Raw genomic sequence first — 20,679 nt, 5'->3', positions numbered from 1 at the left:
TGCGAAGGAAGGTTCTCGTCATAGGGCTAGCGCTCGCTGCAAATCATCATGCTCGAACGCACTGGCCATACGGTTGATTTCAGCCGACCGCGCACCGACTGCTTTTGCTGTCTCGCGCCATGTTGCGGTGGAGATAGCCACTTCCTTGATGATCGCGCGAGCCTGGGCGAGCGTGAGGGCGAAGAACCCAGCCGCTTCTTCCAGCAGATCGAGCGAGCACGTGCCTTCATCGAGATCGATGTTGGTCGTCAGCACCCGTGCTTTGACGTCGGTCGGCACTGGATTGAGGTCATAGGCAGGTGACAAAGACCAACCTGCTTTGCCGAGCCACAGAAAGCCGTGATTTCGCAGGTGATCGTCGACGTTGGAGATCAGCACATTGAAGGCGACGCGGCGATAAAGCGCGTGGGCATCGGTTTTTCCCTGCGCGCCGTGCTCGGCCAAGGCGTCAACGATCTCCGGGTAGCTGCCGCGCTCGCCGTCCTTTGCGCCCATCATCGCCATCGCGGAAAGGAAGGGGATTCGGACAGCACCATCGCGGTCGAAGCGACGCGAGAGCATGACTTTCTTTCCGGCCACGTCGATGAGTTCGTGGAGGGGCGTGACGATGCCGGCTTGTCCAGCCAGTCGCAGAGCAATCTCCTCCCAGGTCTCCATGCTGTAGTCGTCGGTTTCCTTGGGAAACTTGGCAATCGAGAGATGGCCATGCTGATCGATGACAGAGGCCTTCGGCCGCGCTCCACCAAGCGACGAGCCAGGTGCGAAGATAAGTTGTAGGTCATCGTCGGTTTCTTCATCGCGCAGGATGCGTTCCGTGATCTGCAGCAGGCGGCCGAGTTCAATGAGGGCGGGGACGCCGGCGCGGATCGGCGCCTGGAATTCCTCTTCGCCGACCCAGCGAAAGCGGAGCGCGCCGAGGCGTGTCTCGTCGGCGACGCCAAGGAGATAGTCGCTTTCGGCCAGCGTGCGAACGGCCCGGCCGTCGCGCTCAGCGATGCGCCGCTCCAGGCGTTGCATGAGCCGCCGGCCCCAGGTATCGGGTGCAGAGTCGCCAATGGAGCCAAAGGTTGCAAGGCCCGTTGATGGCGCGAAAGCGCCCCGGGTCAGGGCTAGCGCGGGCTCTAGCGAGAAGCGGTCGGGGTCCTCAAGCCAGGCCCGGTCATACTCAAACATGATCGTCTCGGCACCACGCACGCGATTGCTCCGCATCCGTCCGATCGGACGTGTGTCGCCGTGTAGGTCGAGATGAACTTCGAAATTAGCCACCACGCGACGATCCCGGCAATCGTTTCGGGTGCGCGTGCTTAGGTAGTTCCGCGCTGGCGAGCGACTGACCGATGCTGTCGTTACTGATGTCGGCGACTTGGCTCAGGCCCTCTAGCAAGCCGAGTGCCTGTAGAACGCCTGCGTAGATCCCGATGCTGACATTGGTGTCTCCGGCTTCGATCTTCTGAAGCGTTGAGCGTGAGGTAAAGGCGCGTTCGGCCACTACAGCCATAGGCAGGCGGCGACGCCGGCGAGCGTCGTGTATGTCTGCGCCCAGTTTGCGCAGCGCGCGCCGCACAGCGGCGGGGGGATTATGAGGTGTTGGCATTTGCCACCTTCGCACTACAGATTGGCCGAATATGTAGCACGAAGATTACAATTAATCCAGAAGGACGTTCACAGGCCCAGGTCAAATCGTCGTGCCACTGTGACTGCTTGCTCCGCTCGGACGGCGTCGCCAACGCGATCAGCTCGTAGGGCAACTTTGCCTCGTCTGAGGCCGCGAGAAAGGCAAGGCTCGCGTCTTCGCGAGAAAGAAAAACCCCGCCAAAAGTGGCGGGGCGTAAGGGCGTGCTGGACATCGTGCTAGAGTGCTACAAAGGGCATAACATAGTGCGCTGTTCCTCTCTTTCATCCTCGGAGGAACACACGGGGGCAAGAGCCGTGACGCTCGAGCGTCAATAGTGACAGCTGGACGGGGCGCGCGGTTTGAAGCCCTGGGCACAGATCGGATTCATCGGACGCTTGCGATCCATCATTCGGGGAGTGAGCATGCCGTTGGTCGTCGGGGTCGTCGACGCTGTGTGTTGCTTACTGACTGCCGTTCGGCTGGATTGCTGTGTCGGGGCCGCCTTAGCTGGCTCAAAAGTCGAAAGATTAAGAAGGGCAGCGACTGCTGCAGCTAAGTAGAGTGTACGGTTCACTGGTATTGTCCTTAGGATGGCGGTGACAGCAAGAGCGATCACCGCATTCAAAACATCCCTCCCGGCGGGGGGTCATAGTGCCAGTATATGAACCGTTGATGACAGTGCGTGCGGGAGGTCAGAAGCATCATACTTCTTCAGTCCGCGGGGCCTTCCAACGATGTCGAAGCGAGGGCTTTCTTCTTCAGCTTGCGGAGCACCGGAGTTTTTTCCGTTGGGTCTTCATCATCGTCAGGATCTGACTCTGCGCCGACTTCGTCCATTCGATGCGCAATCGCCAGAGCGTAAATAGTATGGAGGACATTCCTATCGGTCACGTGCGGGTCGGTCAGTGCAAGCAGGGATGCACGTACAATCTTCTTGCTGGTCGCCTTTGGGCAGCGTTCCATTACGAAATCGTAAAGCGCCTTATCGGAACGACCCTCGCTCGCGCCGTCTAAGAGGGCTTCATAGACCCGCTTGCGTTTCTCACCCATTGTTCTCTCCATTTGTCGCTTTTACGACACCATCTGTCATAACCCCCCCCGCAAGACGCGGCCAAGGGGAGAAACAAGCAAAGCACGGAGTGGACCGCGTCAGCACCGGGGTGCATTGCGGTGCTGTTGGAGAGTCCGCGCGACGCAATCCGCTGTTCGCTAGAGGTAAGATCCAGAAAATTAGCAAATTCTTAACAACGCCTCTTGACTGACGAAATATGCATGTTCATCTGATTCGTCTTTGGAGGATTGCGATGTCAATAAACCAGAGTATCCGAGAACTCATCGTCGCCGTGGAGCGACGCAAAGGGATCACCATGCGTCGCCACGTCACCCTTGATGACCTGGCCCGCAGCCTGCTCTATCGCTGGCCCGAGGATGACCGCGGCAAGGAATGGATTGTCGCGCAGCAGATGTGTCTTGAGGCCATGGAGGGCGTTCGAGATCCTGATCAGGCGAGGACGGCCTTTGTCCTCGCATCGAGAGCGGCTGGAATGCTCATGGTCAGGGAAGAGTACATGCAGGAGCGACCGGAGCGCCGGCCAGGGAAGACCAAGCGCGGACATTCACCAACGGCGCATTGACAGGAGCATATTCGCATGGGCTATTTCCATCTTACGCCCGACATGACGAAAGTTGTGCTGCTTGGAGTGTTTGTAGCGGTCGCCTTGAAGCTGCTGGGAATCTACTAACTCTGGGCAAGGTTGACTCTGCATGCGGCCGTCTAGCTGATTCGAGAGTGATCGCCCGAGAATAAGTCGCAGGACGTGTGATTTGGTCGGCTGGTGCGCGCCACGTTATCTGCGCGGCATCTGTTGGTGCAGGTAGTGTTCCCAACACCATCATCGCGGCTCCACGTGTGGCACGTCGAAGCCGAACCGCCCCACTTGCCGCATTTTTCGATGGCGCCCGCACCATCCTCATGGCAAACCAGCTGGATGGCTTCGACTGCCCAGGCTGTGCCTGGGGCGATCCCGATCACGGTTCATCCTTCGAATTCTGCGAAAACGGCCGCCGAGGTGGAGCTCAACGGCCGGCTCACACATCCGACGCGCTATAATGCGGCAAGCGATTGCTACGTGCGCGCCGGGGCGCGAAGGAACTGACAGATGCAATTATGGCCTCCTGTGCAGTTCTTTGTGCACGCGGGCAGGATGCCAGCAGCATCATGATTGGCGAGGGGCTGTGCCGTTCGTGCGCGGTGGAACCAGATGCCCTCCGACGCCGCGACCGTGGTGCGGCTAAGTTACTCGCTTCTCAGGTCTGGGATTTTTAAATCGATTTTAAATATTTGTACCAAAACACTAATCGATTTTAATCATTTCACTTAAAAATTCATGTTGCGGTGCGGAATAATTCCGACCTTAAATGGCTGGCGAATTTGCTATCTGGAGCAAGGTAGATGACTTTTACATTTCCGCTTACTGAAAATCGCAATGTCGAGGAACTGCTGAAACATTTGGCACAGCATAAACTTAGCTGTCCAGGGAACTGTGTCGTGTCGGCAAAAACCCACGTCGCCCATGTATCGTCTTTCCATACGTTTGCGCTGGGTACTGCGCGTACCGCGTGGTAGCGACGGCAACGGCACCATACTGAGATTTGTCACAGCTTCAGTGCCAAGTCCGATGTGCTTTCAAATGGGTAGCATCGATCATCAATTGTTCCGGCTTGCCCCGTCTGGCTGGGAGTTCAGCTAAGATTTAACTGAATACACCAAGCATGCCACCGTCCCCTGTTGGCCCAAGCCAGACATCGGGGTAAACTGGACACCGTACTTCGCTTCTCCTTTGAGGTAGTAAGGTAGCGGATGCCCGTCTCGGCTTACTTCAAGGCAGGTTTGTTTGTGGTCGCTGCGGCTGCCGCATTGTTCGCAGCGGCCGGCACGATGGCTGTCCCGGGCTTTTGGGCCTATCTCGCGATCATCGCTGTCGTCATGATCGTTTCGTTCGCGGCGCTCGATCCGGACCTCCTGCGCGAACGCATGCGGCCGGGTGGCAAGGAGCCGCCGCTCGCGCTGAGGGTCTTCTCGCTCGTTCTGTTCATGCACTGGATCGTTGCCGGGCTTGACCGTGGCCGTTTCCATTGGAGCGACAACGTGCCCGATTGGCTTCAGGTCATTTGCCTGTTCACGGTTGCGGTCGCCTACGCCCTTGCACTGTGGGCTATGCGTGTGAACCGGTTTTTCTCCTCAGTCATTCGCATCCAGGCCGACCGCGGCCAGCACGTCGTCAGCACGGGGCCTTATGCCGTCGTCCGCCACCCTGGCTACACCGCTGGATTTCTGATCATGGCGGCAAGCGGACCCGCGCTCGGATCGTGGCTTGCGGCTGCGCTCGTTGTGCTCTTTAGCCTGCCGTTTCTGCTCTACCGCACCATCACGGAGGACCGAATTCTTCGTGCGGAGCTTGCGGGCTATTCGGATTACGCCGCGCGGGTCAGGTGGCGGCTTCTCCCGGGTATTTGGTGAGAGCCAAACCTTCGTAGGAAGCGTGCTTCGAAGGTTGTCGCGGTCTACGTCGTCCTGTTTGCAGACCCTCAAAGGTCTCACGCCCTATGAATTCATCTGGAAATGTTGGACAAAAGAGCCCGAAAGATTCACACTCGATCCGACCCATTAAATGCCGGGACCAAAGATCTAATGTAAACACCGAACTCTTCTTAGCGGAATCCCAAATTAATCCACCGCACGATCCACATTCTCACCTTTCCCGATCGTCGTCCGACGCCGACGCCTTCAAGCGTAGGTGAGCTCAATCCCCCAAAGGCCTATCCCAATACCACAGTTTCGGCGGACCCCCGACGGATCTCCCATCGGGGATTTCAGTTCGACGCGAACGCCACCCGGTTGGATTCATGCCCGTGACGCGCCTGAACTCTCTATTAAAGTTGGATTTGGTAAGAAAGCCGACATCATAGACGATGGAGGTGATCGGCACATCCGCGCTATCGAGCAGGCGGCAGGCCGATGCGATCCTGAAATCATTTACATACTGTGAGACGTTTTTGTGTTGAACGGCGTTTACGGCTCGGGAGAGACGGCGTCCCGGAATGCCAATTCTACGCGCCAACCGGCTGAGATTGAGGTCGTGATCGCGATACAGCTCCTTGGCCCGCATCAGTTCCGCCAGTTTGGCAACGATATCGGCATCATCGCCGGAAGCCGGCATAGGCTGCACGGCTACCGGTTCGTTCACCGAGGGATTTTGCGGCATAATCGCTGCCGCGACCCCGAGAAGCAACACCAAGGGAACGGTCGCGGTCGTGACAATCGTTGCGGCGAATGAGCCGCCGAAGAGGCGCAGGTCCATCGAGATCAGAGTGTCGGCGATGGTTGCGAGAAACAATGTGGCGGCCATCGTCTTCAGCGATAGGTGGACCATCGGGGCGTCGTCGAAACGTGCAAGCACCAGAGCATTCGGACCGGCCCAGGCAAGGCGTCCCAGGGCTACGGCATAAAATGCGAAGACCGCGATGAGCGTCAGATCGATCCATTGTGGAACTGCGACCAACTGGACGGCGATCAGCAGCGTCGGGAGAGAATGGGGCCAGAAATGGGCGAGCGGGGTTTCGCCCCGCTCTGCGACGAACGTACGAAAACAGAGCCATGACAGTGGGCCGACAACGGAGGCGAGCAGGGACTGGATAGGAAGGACACTTTCCACGGCGTAGCCCCAGCGCACGCCGATCACCGTCGCAAGCACGGCAAGCATCAAGACCAAGAGCCGGATTTGCAGACCGGCACGCGGCTCGCGAAGACGCATCTGCGCGCAAAGGATCATGAGCAACAGCGCTGCCACAAACGGAAGTGGGACAAATAGCATGTGAGCGGTCCTGATTCGCCACAAGTATTGACCAGATCGCGATAGAGCGCGACCTACATCGCGATCTGGGTCGCCTCTGCTGATCGGGATGGCCAAACAGCCCCTGTCATTCAATCGGGGCAATATCCATGCGTTCTTTCTACCAGACAGTTTCCGCGTTTCTCGCCCAGTTCATCCTGTTCGTTTCGACAGCCACAGCCGCTGGCGTCGGCTTCCAGGAGGTCAAGATATCCGATCCAGTCGACCGTCCGCTCCGAGCGCTGATCTGGTACCCGTCTGATGAGGCAACGAAACTGCAGCCTTTGGCCGGCTATCAGCAGATCGTAGCTCTCAATGGTACCGTTGGCGGAGAAGGGCTGCCGTTGGTCGTCATTTCGCACGGCACTGGCGGTAGCGCTCTCGGACACCATGATACCGCCTTCGCGCTCGCCGAAGCCGGTTTCGTCGTCGTCGCCTTGACCCATTCGGGCGACAACTACGCCGACATGCGCTATTACGCGACACGGATGCAGTTGACTGAACGCCCCCGCCACATCTCGCTCGCCATCGACTACATGTTGCAAAGGTGGTCGCAACGTGGGGCGATCGACGGCGATCGCATCGGCATCTTCGGATTTTCGATTGGTGGTTACACGGCGCTCGTAGGCCTTGGGGGCGAACCCGATTTGTCCGGTTTGAGCGAGCAATGCGAAGCGCTTCCGCAAAAGTGGGCTTGCCGCGAATTTGGTTTGCCGGTCGACCTCGTCCGGAAATTCGGAACAGGCCCCCTCGATGTCATCCATGATAAACGTCTCAAGGCTGCCTTCGTCGCAGCGCCGGCTATCCCGGCCCTGTTTCAATCCGATGGTTTGCGAGGTGTGCACCAACCGGTCGAACTCTGGGCGGCAACGCTGGATGAAATTGTGCCATTGGACCCGGATTTCGCAATCGTCAAGGACGGATTACCGGTCAAGCCCGTGACGCATATTGAGCCAGGAGCCCGCCATTATTCATTCTTGGCGCCATGCACGCCTAGCCAGTTGGCGGCGCTCCACGAAATCTGCGCAGACGAGCCCGGCTTTGATCGAGTCGCGTTTCATGCCAGGCTGAATGCCGCCGTCGTGGCGTTCTTCAAACAGCACCTATGAGATCAGACTGGCTCCAGAAAGCGCGGTTCGATTGCGCTTGCGGCTGCCGTGACGTTGTTGGCGGAGGGCGAGGATTGTGAGGCAGTAGATCGGATCAGGCTGCCGTGTGAGTCACGGCTTTCCACTTGAGGTTTGGCACTTAGTCGTAAGAATGCGGCCGTTCCGGCTAGATGAAGATTCGTAGCGGCGTTGCTGAAAATCGAATTCAAAAACCGGAAACGGGTGGTTTCCGGTCGCGAAAAGGATTGAGCCTACGTGCACAACGTATCAATGAGGGTTTGCATGAACAGCTCCGTTTCTTCTTTTCCCGATGCGTTTCGGCGCATCGGCTGGTCCAACCTCCTGGCTCAATTCTCCGAACAGATCGCGTTAGCGGCTGCCCCTCTTGCGGCTGTTCTCGTTCTTTCTGCGGGGCCGTCCGAAACCGGGTGGCTTCAGACCGCCCAAACCTTGCCCTTCCTGCTCCTGTCAATTCCGGCCGGGCTCGTCGTAGATCATGCATCACGCCGGACGCTTATGGTGGGATCGGAACTGCTGCGCGCTTTTTCGCTTGCAGTGATCGTGGTGCTGCTGATTGTCGGCGCGCTGAATCTGCCGCTATTGGCGATGCTGGGCTTCGTCGGCGTGATCGGCACGGTCTGCTACAGTGTCGCGGCACCTGCCCTTGTTCCCTCGCTCGTTCCCAGAGCGCAACTCGCGGACGCCAATCGCTGGCTGGAACTGGCTCGGAGTGCTGCCTATACCGCCGGTCCGGCGCTCGGCGGTGCGCTTGTTGGCTGGACTGGTGCTCCGGCTGCCTATGTGCTCGCCACCGTACTCTCACTTCTGGCAGTCCTGTTTCTCGCTGGCCTTCCCAAGGAGGAGAGCGTTTGCCGGCAAAAGCGCGACCTGATGCACGATCTGCGGGAGGGTGCCAGCTTCATCCTGCGGCATGATCTTCTGCGCCCGATCCTTGCGACTGCTATCTTCTTCAATACCGGCTGGTTCGTGCTGCAGTCTGTCTACGTCGCCTATGCCGTGCAAAACCTCGGCATGAGTGCCTTCGAGGTTGGCGTCACGCTCGGAATCTACGGCGGCGGCATGATCATCGGGGCCGTGATTGCGCCTGCTCTTTCACGCAGGGTCTCCTTCGGGACCATGATCGTTCTTGGGCCGATCGGGGGCTTCAGCGCGGCGGTGATCATGCTGATGACGCTATGGCTTCCCTCAGTCTGGGTGGTCAGTTTGAGTTTCTTGCTGTTTGGCGCAGGGCCGACCCTCTGGACAATCTCGACCATTACGCTGCGGCAGGCGGTAACACCCAATGCCATGTTGGGCCGCGTGTCAGCCTTCATCATGACGGCGACCTTCGGCGCCCGACCATTCGGCGCGGCAATCGGCGCGGTTGTCGCGGCGCATTCTGGCGTGCCGGCCTGCCTGACCGCGGCGACAGGCTGCTTTCTTATCCAACTCCTGATCATCGCCGCGTCCCCTGTGCCGAAACTGCAGTTATTGCCTGAGACAGCGTAAACTGGCGTAGCTACAGAGTGGCGTTCGGCTCCTGGTCTCCCATTCTCCTGCAAGAGAGCAGCCCGGCGTTGCCGTGCTCGCTATCAAATCATCAGGGCAAACGGGATATCGTCGACGCACCTTCCGTCGGGTTGATGCCGCGCGGCTCGTAAGCGCGCTGGTCACGCAGGATTTGGAAGGCGTGTGATGGCTGCAAACATCGCTTCGACGATCGCCTTGCCCTGGGCCTTCGTCAGGCCGTGGTCGGTGGCGATCTTGTCGGCGATTTCGTTGGTCGTTGTCATCGGTTGAAACTCCTGTTGTCTGGGAATCCATATCTCGACCCCCGTCGCCTGTCACTTTGCCACCCAGCTTGCGCATGCGTTTCACCCGACAAGGCGACCTTCACCTCTCGGGCCTGGCCGAGTGGTTCGCGGAAGATGAAGGGCGTCCCTACGCCAGTCGGGCAAAGAGCGCGTCTAGAATAGATGCCGATCAACGATTAGACTATTGAACCTTGTCTTCCCGTTCAACGTAATCGATATTCTGTTCAACACGGAGAATTTTATGGGCACCCAACCACGAACTGCTGCGGAAAGCGAAGCGAAGGTCGCGTTGACTCGCAATAGGCTCATACTGGAGCAAGCGAAGGCCGTCGGTCTCCTTGGTACGGCGAAGAATACCCGCTTGTCGGGCCGAGTGCCTTCGGAGTTGATCGAGGCAGCCAAGAAGCGTGCCCATGTCACTTCCGACACTGAGCTGCTGGAATTGGCGCTTTCACGGCTGGCTCTCGAAGACGACTTTGGCGCGCGTCTGGTGGGCCGCAAGGGCCGCATCCCGACGGATATCGATCTTGGGATTTGATCTCTCTGAAACCCTCCGATCACTAAAGCCCCAGAAGCATGTCGGGACGCTCGAGCGCAGGCCCGACGAAGATCTTCCTTGGGTTGCCGACGAACCGGCGATCGGAGGGCCTCTGTTCCTGGATACCAGCGTCTATCTGGATGTGCTTCAAGGGCGCTCACCGGTTGAGGTCGATAGGTTGATTACGTATCGCCTATGCCATCATTCGGCGGTCTGCCTGTCTGAGCTGACACACACCTTCGGCCGACTGGACCCCAGGCACGCCTCTACAAAAGCGGTCCTCGAAACCATCGCGGCGACGGTCAAAGACATTCCGGAACACCAACTTCACGCCCCAGATGCAGCCATCTGGGGACAGGCCGGGGTGTTGGCGGGTCTACTCTTTCGCTTGAGCAACCTGCCAAAGGGGGAGGGACATGAGCGCCGCTTCGTCAATGACGCCATGGTTTTCTTGCAGGCACGGCAGCTGGGTGCGAGCGTACTGTCTGGCAATGTTCGCGACTTCGATTTCCTTTCACAGATCATACCGACCGGTCGGGTCATCCTCTATCGAGCCCCACTTGAGGCGCGATCATCATGAACGCCGAGCTCTCACCCTCGCCAACGTCTCACTCAGTTCAACTGGCTCGTCGTCGATGAACGAGTTGCGCACGACGACATGGGTCCTGGCGGGAGAACGTTGCCCGGCCATTTGTGAATCGTGATCACAAAGAATGTATCGGAAAATGGCTGTATCATTCAAAGCCATACACCATCCAGCCTCCGGAGAAAGACGTATTAACGGCCCTGAGGCATCGCGAGATTCAAGATTTTTTCCGGTCGGTCTCCGGGGCACCGAAAGCGAAGATCGACGCATTTCGGCGAATCCTCGATGAAGGGAGGTTACAAGCCGCCCGCGTCCTGGCGGTCGGCGATTCACTTGCCGAGTATCGCGCCGCTGCCGAGCTGCAGATTCCATTTTTGGCGATCATCGCCCCAGGCGTAACGGACCGCTTCCCGTCAGGGGTGGCGAGGCTGCCGGACCTCCGGCGCATCAGCGATCATATCGACTGCGCCTGAAAACGAAGGTTTTGAGAGGCCCGCCCAGCTCAGCATCGTATGGCTCCTCGAGAGGCTTCCGTATGCAATCGGGACTCAGCCTATCGACGCTGGGGGAGGCGGACCTCTATCAGCCCTTTATATCCCAGGACGTGGTACGAGGTGGTCACCGGCTGGGTCCGTTGCGCCCCTTGCGGTCGGACCCCACGGCATAAAGTGGTGCGCTAGCACGCGTTCAACGAAGCCGGCATGGCGTCATCGGGCCGGCGTCGCTATTACTTGGCGATGGCACGCAAAACCAACTCCGTTCCCGGCATACGAGACGTCGCGAAATTGGCGGGCGTCTCCGTGGCCACCGCTTCCCGCGTCATCTCCAAGGCCGACTATCCGGTCGCCGAGGCGACACGGGAGAGGGTGATTGAGGCCGCGCGTACTCTGGGGTTCGTGCGCAACGCCATGGCGCGCGGCTTGTCGCGATCGAGGTCCGAGAGCGTCGGCGTGATCGTCCCGGCACTCCACGCGTACTACGCAGCCATGATCGAAGGCATAGACGAGGCTGCGACCCGTCAGGGTCTGACCATCCTGCTGGGCCTCAGCCGAGGCGACGAGGCGAAGCGTGAGCACTTGGTCACCGAGTTCCTCGAGCGGAGGGTCGACGGGCTTCTGATCTGCGCGGGGGCCGACGACCACCTGCCGGGTCGAACGCCGGCCGAGATGCCGGTCCCGATCGTCCTCATCGGCCAGCAGCCGAACCCCGGCTTCCCGATCGTCGTGACGGACAACGTGGCGGCCGGCCACGAAGTGGCCGAACACCTCTGGAGCCTTGGGCACCGCGCGTTCGCGTACTTGGCCCCGGACAGCGGGTGGCACGATTTCCATGATCGCCAGGTCGGCGTCGCCGCGTTCCTCCGGGAAACCGGGGAGAACTACAAGTTGGACGTGCTCGACGGGATCTACAGCGAGGCCGACGCGTTCTCGCGCGTGGGCGAAGCACTAAAAGGCGGCCTGGCCGCAACGGCCGTCATCGCGTCGACCGACCGGCACGCGTTGGGCGCCATGGCCGCGCTCACTGACGCGGGACGGCGGGTCCCCGACGCGGTGGCTGTTGTTGGGTTCGACAACTACCTCACCAGCCAGTACCTGCGCCCGGCCCTCACCTCGATGCACATGCCGGCCGGCGAGATGGGCCGCCGTGGACTGGAGATGTTGGCCGCAGCGATCGGCGGCCAGCAGGTTCCGATGCGCTTGGAGCTGCGCGCGACGCTGGTCGCGCGGGGCTCGTCGGTGCCTAATCCCTGATTATCCCTGCCCTGGCCATAGCCATGAGGCCGACGGCGGCGACCCCCGCGAGGACCGCGGGAAGGACGAAGACGTGCGGCAGGCCGAAGGCAGCGACGCCGAGGCCGCCGGCGACGCCGCCGAGCGCGGAGCTCAGCGCCGTGGAGCTCATGAAGATCGCCGACGCCGTCGCCACGGCTCCCGGCAGCAGGCGTTGGGCGACGATGATGCCCAGGACCATGAACACTCCCCAGACCCCGCCCATCAGGATTTGACCCGCGAACATGCCCGCGGCGGAAGCCCAGAAGGCGAAGCAGAGATTGGCGCAGACGCCGAGCCCCGCGGCGAGCCACATCAGCCGGAGTGTGCCCACCTTGCGCGCAATGACCACGCTGAACGGCATGATCATCAGCTCAATGAAGGGCTGGATGCCGATGACGGCCCCGCGCACGGCCGGCTCGAGCTTGAGGGTCTCCTCCATGTAGAGGAGGAGGAAGCCGTATTTGATCGGCTCACCGGCGTAGACCAGGACGAACAGGCCGGTGAACGCGAGCAGGGGCACCATCGCGCGCCCCGGCGACTGCTGCCCGGTCGCGTCCTGGGTCGCCGGCTTGGGGGCGGGCGGGACGCTCAGCGTACCGAGGGGGATAATCTGAAGCAGCCAGCAGGTCGCCGTCACCCAGATCATGGCGCGAAGCCCGTACTGGGCTGCGAGCCAGGCGCCGAGCACCGGGCCGACGATCCAGCCCGCGGTCATTGCCATGCGGATTATGCCGACGACGCTCTCGTTGGCTTTCCCCGGCTGGCAGCTCAGCTCGTCGTGGACGGCGGTGAACACCTGCGACGTCGCCGCGCCGGCTAGGGAGAGGACGGCGGTGCTGATCACGAACGGCATCCACAGCGCGTGCGACATCGCGATGGCAGCCCAGCCGACGAAGCCCAACAGCGCGCAGATCCTGAACAGCCCCAGCCGAATGCCCGTGCGGTCGGAGTACCTGCCCACCATGTACCCTCCGACGGGGGCTGCGATGCTCGTGAGGTAGTAGAGGCCAGCCACAGGCAGCGGGGTGCCCAGCTCCCTGACCAGGAAAAGCACGATCTGCGGTGCGGCCGCAGACGTGCCCAGGCCCGAGAGGAATAACGCCACGGTGGCGCCTCGGAAGAGCGGGGACGCCAGCACGTCGCTGATGGCTGAGGCAGGCCGAGCCTGAACTGAAGTATCCACCTGGTGTCCTCTCGTGCACGGGCGAGCGCGTGGCGCCCCTTTCGAATTCTTAAAGCAGAGGACGGACAGACAGTAAACGGTTACTGTACATGATTTGATGGTTTTTTTGGCTGGTCGTTGCGGCGGTGGCTGGCTTGATATGCGTTGCCTTGCCTGTCCGAGCAGCTGGCTTTATCGGACGTTCGCCTTCAGCGGAGGGCGTAGCGCCGAGCCATCGAATGATTGCGTCCAGGCCGAGGCGGAGCTCTGCCGTCAAATCGTCTTCGATCCCGTACGCCTGTCCGATCGTCATCCAGTCGATGCGGCAATTTGGGATTCGCGGCGGCTTGCTGTAGATAAATAGGCTGATGAGGTAAGGGCGGATATTCTCAGCACCCGCTTCGGAACTATTGGCGCAATTCGCACATCGCGGAACTCCGAGATTTTTCGCTGAAAACTCGCTTGGTCACGCGTTCATCCCGCTACCATAGCCAACAGTCGCTGGGAAACCAGCGAAAGATGCAGGCGACCTCGTTCGCGGAACTCTTAACCATGCTGGCAAGCTTACTAACCCACCGGCTTGGGATCTATTCAAGAGCGACCGGCCGTTCGTGTTGGCGCGGGACCGAGGCTGTGGGTCGCCTTTCCATCCGCCCTCCCTGCGGCCGCTCGGCCTCCCCGCAAACAGAGACCCTAAATCCTTGATCGACTGGGTAATTCATGCCTCTATTAGCATTATATCGGGAACACATGCCGCGGGGCCTCAGGCATGAGGACAGCTTGCCACACAGGTGCAGCTCTGGGCGCAACAGCAGAAAAGGGAACGGCACTGTGCGAAAGAATCCCACTCGGGTCGGGCCCGGCTATCCGCAGGTCGTCGTCCTCTTCGGCGCAACGGGCGATCTCTCCCGGCGCAAGCTGCTGCCGGGGCTGTTCCATCTCATCAAGGCGGGCTTCATCCCGGGGTGCCGCATCGTTGGCGTCTCGCTCGATGAGACCGATGCCGATGGTTTCCGCGCCATCGCACGCGAGTCGCTGAACCAGTTCCTGACCCGTAAGTTCACGGAGGCGGAATGGGAAGATTTTTCCGCATCGCTTGACTATGTTTCGCTTTCTGCCGGCGCCGGCGTCCTAAAGGAGGCGGTGAACAGGGCAGAGGAGGCGCTTGGGCCAGAGACGCGGCGCGTGCATTATCTCTCTGTGCCGCCGAGTGCGGCGCTTCCGGCTGTGCGGCTCCTTGCAGAAGCAAAGCTCGTTGAGCATTGCCGCATCATCATGGAAAAGCCGTTCGGCATCGATCTTGCCAGCGCGATGGAACTGAACAAGAAGCTGCACGAGGTTTTCGACGAAAAACAGATTTTTCGTATCGACCATTTCCTCGGCAAGGAACCGGCTCAGAATATCCTGGCATTCCGCTTCGCAAACGGCCTTTTCGAGCCAATCTGGAACCGCAACTTCATCGACCACGTGCAGATTGACGTTCCGGAAACGCTGGGGCTTGCCACTCGCGCTGCCTTCTACGAGACGACAGGCGCCTATCGCGACATGGTGGTAACTCATCTCTTTCAGATCCTCGCCTTCATGGCGATGGAGCCGCCCACGGCGCTGGAGCCGGCGCCGATCTCGGAAGAAAAGAACAAAGTGTTCCGCTCCATGCTGTCGATCGAGCCACGCGACGTGGTGCGCGGCCAATACATTGGCTATCGCAAGGAGCCGGGTGTCGATCCGGAGAGCGACACCGATACCTTCATCGCCTTAAAATGCGCCATCGACAACTGGCGCTGGGCGGGCGTCCCCTTCTTCCTGCGCACGGGAAAACGCCTTGCCGAGGGCCAGCGCATCATCTCGATCGCCTTCCGAGAGCCACCCAAATCGATGTTCCCGGCCGGTTCGGGCGTTGGGGCGCAAGGGCCGGACCACCTCACTTTCGACCTTGCTGATGCCTCAAAAGTCTCGCTGTCCTTCTACGGCAAGCGACCTGGCCCTGGCTTTAGGCTCGACAAGCTGTCGTTACAGTTCGCCATGAGCGAAACCGGACTGATCGGCGAAGTGCTCGAGGCCTACGAACGCTTGATCCTCGACGCCATGCGTGGCGATCACACGCTATTCACCACCGCTGAGGGCATCGAGCGTCTGTGGGAGGTCTCGCAACCTCTTCTGGAAAACCCACCACCGGTGCGCCTATATGATCAGGGCGGCTGGGGGCCGAAATCGATCCACCAGCTCATCGCCCCGCATGCCTGGCGCCTCCCGTTCGAGCGGGCCTGGCGAGATTCGACCAAGGAGTAATCGGCAGCCTCCACCAGAAGTATCCTAGCCTCGTTACGATTGTCCCATTCAACAAGCCCGTGACGGCTCGGCGACATCGTAATTGTATTCATCGACCACAACCCATCTGCGCTTCAGGTCGTCCAAGCCGGCTCGGCGCGCTTCCGTAACGAGAACGTCAAGGGCGGCGCGGTCCGACTGCGGCGGCTGTGTCGTAACCGCACGCCGAAACACACGGTAATTCCGAACTCGCCCGTCTGGATGTCGTCGTAAACACTCATCGCCCGACCTCGTCGTCATCAGCATACTGCTCGACAGCACGCTCCATGTCGGCAAACAGGGCATCGGACATCGTGTCGATCGTTCCGATCGCCCGCGCATCGGCGCCCTTAATCAGTCGCTCGTAATCATCGATGTTCAAGATAACGAGACGCGGCTTGCTTCGCTGGGTGATCGTCACGGGGTGACGAAGCGCCTCGGCGATGATGTCGCCGGATTTCCGCGAAAGGTCGCTCGTCGTGTAGGATCCGTTTCGGCTGGCCATCTTTTCACTCCTTCGAAGTCGTTCCCTGGACTATAGCGAAGCGATGCGGCGAAATACAGCAATTACAGCATTGCTGTGTTTGCTGAAAATGAGTCCCCGCCGGTGGCGGCCTCGTGATGGTCATCAGTCCCCGTTCGGATGGGACCAGATGAGAGCTGAAGCCCGTCCTCGCCTTGGACCTCGTCGAGCTTGACCGAGAGGTAGTCGCGGCCCTGCTCGGAGGTCTTCTGCCAGGCTGCGCCGAGTTCAACGGATCGACGGAGATCCGGACCTGGTCCAAGACGCCATTTTCAAAAGCGGGATTGGACTGCGTCCGGTGTTGTGCTGACGGGACGCTCGATTCCTGAGCAGCGGCTTTCACGCGTGACCGCTGCGTCAATGGCTTGACGCCAAACCTCGGATAGGCAAAACCGAGCGCAGTTTATTTCCATCCGCCTGACCGGAACCAGTAACGGGAATGTCCCCCTGTGGACAGTGATGGCTGGGGTTCGTCTCTGGGAATTCGACGCCCGCGTCAAATCGGGCGTCGTCGCCGGATGGATTCATAAGGCCGCCGCGACAATCATCGAAAAGCCATACGAAAAAGGCCATCTCCTGGCGACAAAATTCAGGCTCCTGGAAGACGAATCTGGCCTCGATTCAACTTCGACCACGCTTCTGGATGCTTTGATCGCGGATCTTGGCAGCAAGTCTGTCAACTGAGGAGCGAATGCGCGCCGATTTCATTTCGGGGCGCGTTCGGATTGTTCAGTTCCATAAATCCCGGTCGAAAACATCGGCTCGCTCAGGTTCTTCTCGATCGCCCACAAGCGGCATTATCTGGCGGTCGCCCCTTTCAATCCGCTGGCCAAGCGCGAGGAGATCACCATCGAGGATCTGCGCGATCAGAGGATCATTGCCTTCAATCAAGCAAGCTCGATCGCTGTTTCCCGTGATTTTCTTAATCAATAAAAAGTTGAGACGACGGCTCCTCGTTGACACGGGGGAGGTTCCCAAGTTCGCACTTCTTGCGGATGCCGGCGTCACGGACGATTTCGGCGATCGGACCGAATTGGGACACCAAAGGATTGGTCTTGCGCCAGATCATGCCGATCGTACGGAAGGGGCGGGGCTCCAACAGGCGGAACACGCTGACGTCCGCTGAGCGCGTCTCCGTACGCACCGCCATCTGTGGCAGCAGCGTGACGCCGATGCCAGCACCCACCATCTGCACCAGTGTTGTAAGTGAGCTTCCCTCCATGAGTTCGCGAGGGGGCGCGGCGGCGATGTTGCAGAAAGAGAGCGCTTGCTCACGGAAACAATGCCCCTCCTCCAGCAGGAGAAGGCGCATCTCGTGAAGCATTTCAGAACTCGGCACGGGCTTTCCCGCGTCCTCGAGCGGCCGTACCAGAACAAACTCCTCGTCGAAGAGGGGAATCTCCTCCAGCGTCGGTTCGGAAACCGGAAGGGCGACTATCGCGGCATCGAGTCTCGCCTCCTGCAGGTCTTCGATTAGCCGCTGGGTCACCGCCTCGTGCGGCCGCGGGTCGAGCCCGGGATAGCGCTGCGTCAGCGTCTTGATGACGTCGGGCAGCAGATAGGGAGCGATCGTCGGAATAACGCCGATGCGAAGCCGGCCCGTAAGCGATACCTGTGTGGCGCGCGCCAGTTCTGCGAGGTCATCGACCGAGCGCAGAATGGCACGCACGCGTTCGGCAAATTCCTCACCGAGGCTGGTCAAGCGGATCTGCCTGCTGCCTCGTTCCACGAGCGGGGCGCCGATCAGTTCCTCGAGCTCGCGGATTTGCACGGACAGCGCCGGCTGGGAAATCGCGCAGGATTCTGCGGCCCGCCCGAAATGCCCTAAACGTGCCAGCGCTTCGAAATAGCGCAGATGCTTCATGGATAGACCAATCATAACCTAGAGCTATCAGACCCTTTAGAATATACAATTGGAATTTATCGCCAAGCTTGCCTATTGGCTATCATGGGATTTGAACCTGACGGGTGGTTCACCAACCCGCGCAGAAACACTTGGCTCGCAACGTCAACCCAGTTTGAAATTTAGGGAGAGTGAACGTGGACACAAAGACAACACCGGCCGGGAAGTGTCCGGTCATGCACGGCGGCAACACGGCCCTCGGCAAATCTGTCACGCAATGGTGGCCGAACGCACTGAACCTGGACATCCTTCACCAGCATGACACCAAGACCAATCCGCTCGGCAACGATTTCAACTATCGCGAAGAGCTGAAGAAGCTCGACGTAGAGGCCCTGAAGGCCGACCTTCGGGCGCTTATGACAGAGAGCCAGGAGTGGTGGCCGGCCGACTGGGGCAGCTATGTCGGCATGATGGCCCGCGTCACCTGGCACGCGGCTGGGTCTTATCGCGCGGCCGACGGCCGTGGCGGTGCCAATACCGGCAACCAGCGTTTCGCGCCGCTGAACGCGTGGCCGGACAACGTCAACACCGACAAGGGCCGCCGCCTGCTATGGCCGATTAAGAAGAAGTACGGCAACCGGATCTCCTGGGCCGATCTGATCGCGCTTGCCGGTACGATTGCCTATGACGTTGCGGGGCTGAAGACCTTTGGTTTCGGCTTCGGCCGCGAAGATGTCTGGCATCCGGAAAAGGACGTCTATTGGGGTGACGAGCAGGAATGGCTTGCTCCCAGCGACGGCCGCTATGGTGATCTTGCGCAGCCCGCCACACTCTCGAACCCGCTTGCTGCTGTCCAAATGGGGCTGATCTACGTCAATCCCGAAGGCGTCAACGGCAAGTCCGATCCGCTTGCCACCGCCGCGCAAATGCGCGAAACCTTTGCCCGCATGGGCATGGACGACGAAGAGACCGTCGCGCTCACCGCTGGCGGCCACACCATCGGCAAGACCCACGGCAACGGCAACCCGGCCGACCTCAGCGCCGATCCTGAAGCGGCAGGCCCGGAATTCCAAGGCCTCGGGTGGATGAACACCAAGGGACGCGGCATCGGTCGGAATACCGTCGTATCCGGCCTTGAAGGCGCCTGGACCACCGAGCCGACCAAGTGGGACAACGGGTTCTTCGAAATGCTGTTCAAGCACGAATGGCATCTGGTAAAGAGCCCGGCCGGCGCAACCCAGTGGGAGCCGATCTCGATTGCTGACGCGGACAAGCCGGTCGACGTGGAAGACCCAACCATCCGCCTTAACCCGATGATGACCGACGCCGACATGGCGCTCAAGGTGGACCCGATCTACCGAGAGATCTCGCTGCGCTTCAGCAACGACTTTGCTGCGTTTTCGGATGCCTTCGCACGCGCCTGGTTCAAGCTAACTCATCGCGACATGGGCCCGAAGGCTCGCTACATCGGCCCGGATGTCCCGGCAGAGGACCTCATCTGGCAGGACCCGATCCCGGCAGGCAGCACGACCTATGACGTTTCGGCCGTCAAGGCGAAAGTCGCCGCCTCCGGCCTTTCCGTCTCCGACCTCGTCAGCACTGCGTGGGACAGCGCCCGCACCTTCCGTGGTTCAGACAATCGCGGCGGGGCCAACGGCGCGCGCATCCGGCTGGCGCCCCAGAAGGACTGGGCCGGCAACGAGCCTGAACGTCTCGCCCGCGTTCTCGCCGTACTCGAACCGATCGCCGCCGAAACCGGCGCCTCGGTTGCAGACGTCATAGTCCTGGCTGGCAACTACGGTGTTGAACAGGCCGCCAAGGCTGCCGGCTTCGACATCCAGGTGCCTTTTGCCGCCGGTCGCGGCGACGCCACTGCCGAGCACACCGACGCCGACAGCTTCGCGCCGCTCGAACCACTCGCCGATGGTTTCCGCAACTGGCAGAAGGATGACTATCTGGTCAGTGCCGAGGAGTTGCTCCTTGACCGCGCACAGCTTCTGGGCCTTACCGCGCCAGAAATGACGGCCCTCGTCGGAGGCCTGCGCGTCATCGGGACCAACCACGCAGGCACCGGGCATGGTGTCTTCACGTCCAAGGTCGGAGCGCTCACTACGGACTTCTTCGTCACTCTGACCGACATGGCCTATTCCTGGGTCCCGACCGGCAGGAACCTTTACGAGATCCGCGATCGCAAGACCGGCAGTGTCCGCTTCAATGCGACCCGCGCTGACCTCGTCTTCGGTTCCAACTCCGTGCTGCGCGCCTATGCGGAAGTCTACGCCCAGGATGACAGCAAAGAGAAGTTCGTGAGGGACTTCGTCGCCGTCTGGACCAAGGTAATGAACGCCGACCGCTTCGACCTGGCCGCCTAACGGCGAAACGGTCTACCGCAGGCACCGCAAAAGAGCCTCCCGTGTGCTGGGTGCACACGGGAGGTTTTTTGTTTGTGCGGGGGATGCGGGGTGGCAGAGAGAAGTCGCGTCGCATGGGCAAAACGGCCTTTCAGGCTATGTTGTTG

Annotated in this window: 19 protein-coding genes and 3 pseudogenes; 12 read left to right on the top strand and 10 right to left on the bottom strand. The window is 60.3% G+C overall.

Features of this window, described 5'->3' with window-relative positions; genetic code table 11:
- Positions 1-18 precede the first annotated feature (18 nt).
- The 3 genes from AC1D2R_RS19450 to AC1D2R_RS19440 all read right to left on the bottom strand — a co-directional run bounded on the left by AC1D2R_RS19450 (position 19) and on the right by AC1D2R_RS19440 (position 2,665).
- On the bottom strand, positions 19-1,266 hold the full coding sequence (locus AC1D2R_RS19450; RefSeq protein ID WP_477969500.1) for a type II toxin-antitoxin system HipA family toxin: 1,248 nt from the start codon (positions 1,264-1,266) through the stop codon (positions 19-21).
- A complete protein-coding gene (locus tag AC1D2R_RS19445; protein WP_477969498.1) occupies positions 1,259-1,594 on the bottom strand; it encodes a helix-turn-helix domain-containing protein in 336 nt (111 codons plus the stop codon). The genes AC1D2R_RS19450 and AC1D2R_RS19445 overlap by 8 nt, the downstream gene beginning before the upstream one ends.
- Positions 1,595-2,326: 732 nt before the next feature.
- On the bottom strand, positions 2,327-2,665 hold the full coding sequence (locus AC1D2R_RS19440) for a hypothetical protein (RefSeq protein ID WP_477969497.1): 339 nt from the start codon (positions 2,663-2,665) through the stop codon (positions 2,327-2,329).
- 254 nt (positions 2,666-2,919) lie between these two features.
- Between AC1D2R_RS19440 and AC1D2R_RS19435 the strand changes: the two genes are divergently transcribed.
- The 3 genes and pseudogenes from AC1D2R_RS19435 to AC1D2R_RS19425 all read left to right on the top strand — a co-directional run bounded on the left by AC1D2R_RS19435 (position 2,920) and on the right by AC1D2R_RS19425 (position 5,135).
- A complete protein-coding gene (locus tag AC1D2R_RS19435; RefSeq protein WP_477969496.1) occupies positions 2,920-3,249 on the top strand; it encodes a DUF982 domain-containing protein in 330 nt (109 codons plus the stop codon).
- Between the two features lie 296 nt (positions 3,250-3,545).
- Positions 3,546-3,744: pseudogene (locus tag AC1D2R_RS19430) on the top strand (hypothetical protein); the annotation flags it as partial.
- Between the two features lie 731 nt (positions 3,745-4,475).
- Positions 4,476-5,135 carry a methyltransferase family protein gene (locus AC1D2R_RS19425; RefSeq protein ID WP_477969495.1) on the top strand — a complete coding sequence of 220 codons (660 nt, stop codon included), beginning with the start codon at positions 4,476-4,478 and terminating at the stop codon, positions 5,133-5,135.
- Between the two features lie 283 nt (positions 5,136-5,418).
- Here the strand turns inward: AC1D2R_RS19425 and AC1D2R_RS19420 are convergent, their stop codons facing one another.
- Positions 5,419-6,489 (bottom strand): helix-turn-helix domain-containing protein, encoded by a 1,071-nt coding sequence (locus AC1D2R_RS19420; RefSeq protein ID WP_477969493.1) that lies wholly within the window; start codon positions 6,487-6,489, stop codon positions 5,419-5,421.
- Positions 6,490-6,617: 128 nt separating this feature from the next.
- On the opposite strand from AC1D2R_RS19420, the gene AC1D2R_RS19415 reads away from it, so the two are divergent.
- Positions 6,618-7,616, top strand: coding sequence for an alpha/beta hydrolase family protein (locus tag AC1D2R_RS19415; protein WP_477969492.1), 999 nt, complete (start codon positions 6,618-6,620; stop codon positions 7,614-7,616).
- A 282-nt stretch (positions 7,617-7,898) separates the two neighbouring features.
- Positions 7,899-9,125: an MFS transporter gene (locus tag AC1D2R_RS19410; RefSeq protein WP_477969491.1), complete on the top strand. Its 1,227-nt coding sequence runs from the start codon at positions 7,899-7,901 to the stop codon at positions 9,123-9,125.
- Positions 9,126-9,307: 182 nt separating this feature from the next.
- Here the strand turns inward: AC1D2R_RS19410 and AC1D2R_RS19405 are convergent.
- Positions 9,308-9,409 (bottom strand): annotated as a pseudogene (locus AC1D2R_RS19405) (HU family DNA-binding protein); the annotation flags it as partial.
- A gap of 262 nt (positions 9,410-9,671) precedes the next feature.
- Here AC1D2R_RS19405 and AC1D2R_RS19400 point away from each other — a divergent pair.
- From AC1D2R_RS19400 to AC1D2R_RS19385, 4 genes are all read left to right on the top strand, one after another.
- Positions 9,672-9,968 (top strand): hypothetical protein, encoded by a 297-nt coding sequence (locus AC1D2R_RS19400; protein WP_477969490.1) that lies wholly within the window; start codon positions 9,672-9,674, stop codon positions 9,966-9,968.
- Positions 9,958-10,548 (top strand): type II toxin-antitoxin system VapC family toxin, encoded by a 591-nt coding sequence (locus AC1D2R_RS19395; protein WP_477969488.1) that lies wholly within the window; start codon positions 9,958-9,960, stop codon positions 10,546-10,548. Before AC1D2R_RS19400 ends, AC1D2R_RS19395 begins: the two co-directional genes overlap by 11 nt.
- Positions 10,549-10,661: 113 nt before the next feature.
- Complete coding sequence (locus tag AC1D2R_RS19390) at positions 10,662-11,027, top strand: hypothetical protein (protein WP_477969486.1); 366 nt, start codon at positions 10,662-10,664, stop codon at positions 11,025-11,027.
- Positions 11,028-11,291: 264 nt separating this feature from the next.
- Positions 11,292-12,305 (top strand): LacI family DNA-binding transcriptional regulator, encoded by a 1,014-nt coding sequence (locus AC1D2R_RS19385; protein ID WP_477969484.1) that lies wholly within the window; start codon positions 11,292-11,294, stop codon positions 12,303-12,305.
- Here AC1D2R_RS19385 and AC1D2R_RS19380 read toward each other — a convergent pair.
- Positions 12,295-13,431 carry an MFS transporter gene (locus tag AC1D2R_RS19380; RefSeq protein WP_477969482.1) on the bottom strand — a complete coding sequence of 379 codons (1,137 nt, stop codon included), beginning with the start codon at positions 13,429-13,431 and terminating at the stop codon, positions 12,295-12,297. The two genes, AC1D2R_RS19385 and AC1D2R_RS19380, sit on opposite strands and share 11 nt — an antisense overlap.
- An 807-nt stretch (positions 13,432-14,238) precedes the next feature.
- On the opposite strand from AC1D2R_RS19380, the gene zwf reads away from it, so the two are divergent.
- Positions 14,239-15,777: a glucose-6-phosphate dehydrogenase gene (zwf, locus tag AC1D2R_RS19375; RefSeq protein WP_477969480.1), complete on the top strand. Its 1,539-nt coding sequence runs from the start codon at positions 14,239-14,241 to the stop codon at positions 15,775-15,777.
- A 256-nt stretch (positions 15,778-16,033) separates the two neighbouring features.
- Here zwf and AC1D2R_RS19370 read toward each other — a convergent pair whose 3' ends face one another.
- Both AC1D2R_RS19370 and AC1D2R_RS19365 read right to left on the bottom strand, forming a co-directional pair.
- Positions 16,034-16,300 carry a type II toxin-antitoxin system prevent-host-death family antitoxin gene (locus tag AC1D2R_RS19370; protein WP_477969478.1) on the bottom strand — a complete coding sequence of 89 codons (267 nt, stop codon included), beginning with the start codon at positions 16,298-16,300 and terminating at the stop codon, positions 16,034-16,036.
- A gap of 123 nt (positions 16,301-16,423) precedes the next feature.
- Positions 16,424-16,572 (bottom strand): annotated as a pseudogene (locus AC1D2R_RS19365) (DUF736 family protein); the annotation flags it as partial.
- 205 nt (positions 16,573-16,777) lie between these two features.
- On the opposite strand from AC1D2R_RS19365, the gene AC1D2R_RS19360 reads away from it, so the two are divergent.
- On the top strand, positions 16,778-17,002 hold the full coding sequence (locus AC1D2R_RS19360; RefSeq protein ID WP_477969476.1) for a hypothetical protein: 225 nt from the start codon (positions 16,778-16,780) through the stop codon (positions 17,000-17,002).
- Between the two features lie 45 nt (positions 17,003-17,047).
- Here AC1D2R_RS19360 and AC1D2R_RS19355 read toward each other — a convergent pair whose 3' ends face one another.
- Both AC1D2R_RS19355 and AC1D2R_RS19350 read right to left on the bottom strand, forming a co-directional pair.
- Positions 17,048-17,248, bottom strand: coding sequence for a hypothetical protein (locus tag AC1D2R_RS19355; protein ID WP_477969474.1), 201 nt, complete (start codon positions 17,246-17,248; stop codon positions 17,048-17,050).
- Positions 17,241-18,197 carry a hydrogen peroxide-inducible genes activator gene (locus AC1D2R_RS19350; RefSeq protein WP_477969472.1) on the bottom strand — a complete coding sequence of 319 codons (957 nt, stop codon included), beginning with the start codon at positions 18,195-18,197 and terminating at the stop codon, positions 17,241-17,243. The genes AC1D2R_RS19355 and AC1D2R_RS19350 overlap by 8 nt, the downstream gene beginning before the upstream one ends.
- A gap of 161 nt (positions 18,198-18,358) precedes the next feature.
- On the opposite strand from AC1D2R_RS19350, the gene katG reads away from it, so the two are divergent.
- Positions 18,359-20,533 carry a catalase/peroxidase HPI gene (gene katG, locus AC1D2R_RS19345; protein ID WP_477969470.1) on the top strand — a complete coding sequence of 725 codons (2,175 nt, stop codon included), beginning with the start codon at positions 18,359-18,361 and terminating at the stop codon, positions 20,531-20,533.
- The last annotated feature ends 146 nt before the right edge of the window (positions 20,534-20,679 follow it).

The organism is Rhizobium sp. P1_C7 (assembly GCF_056406295.1).
This window is presented reverse-complemented; position numbering and strand designations above follow the sequence as displayed.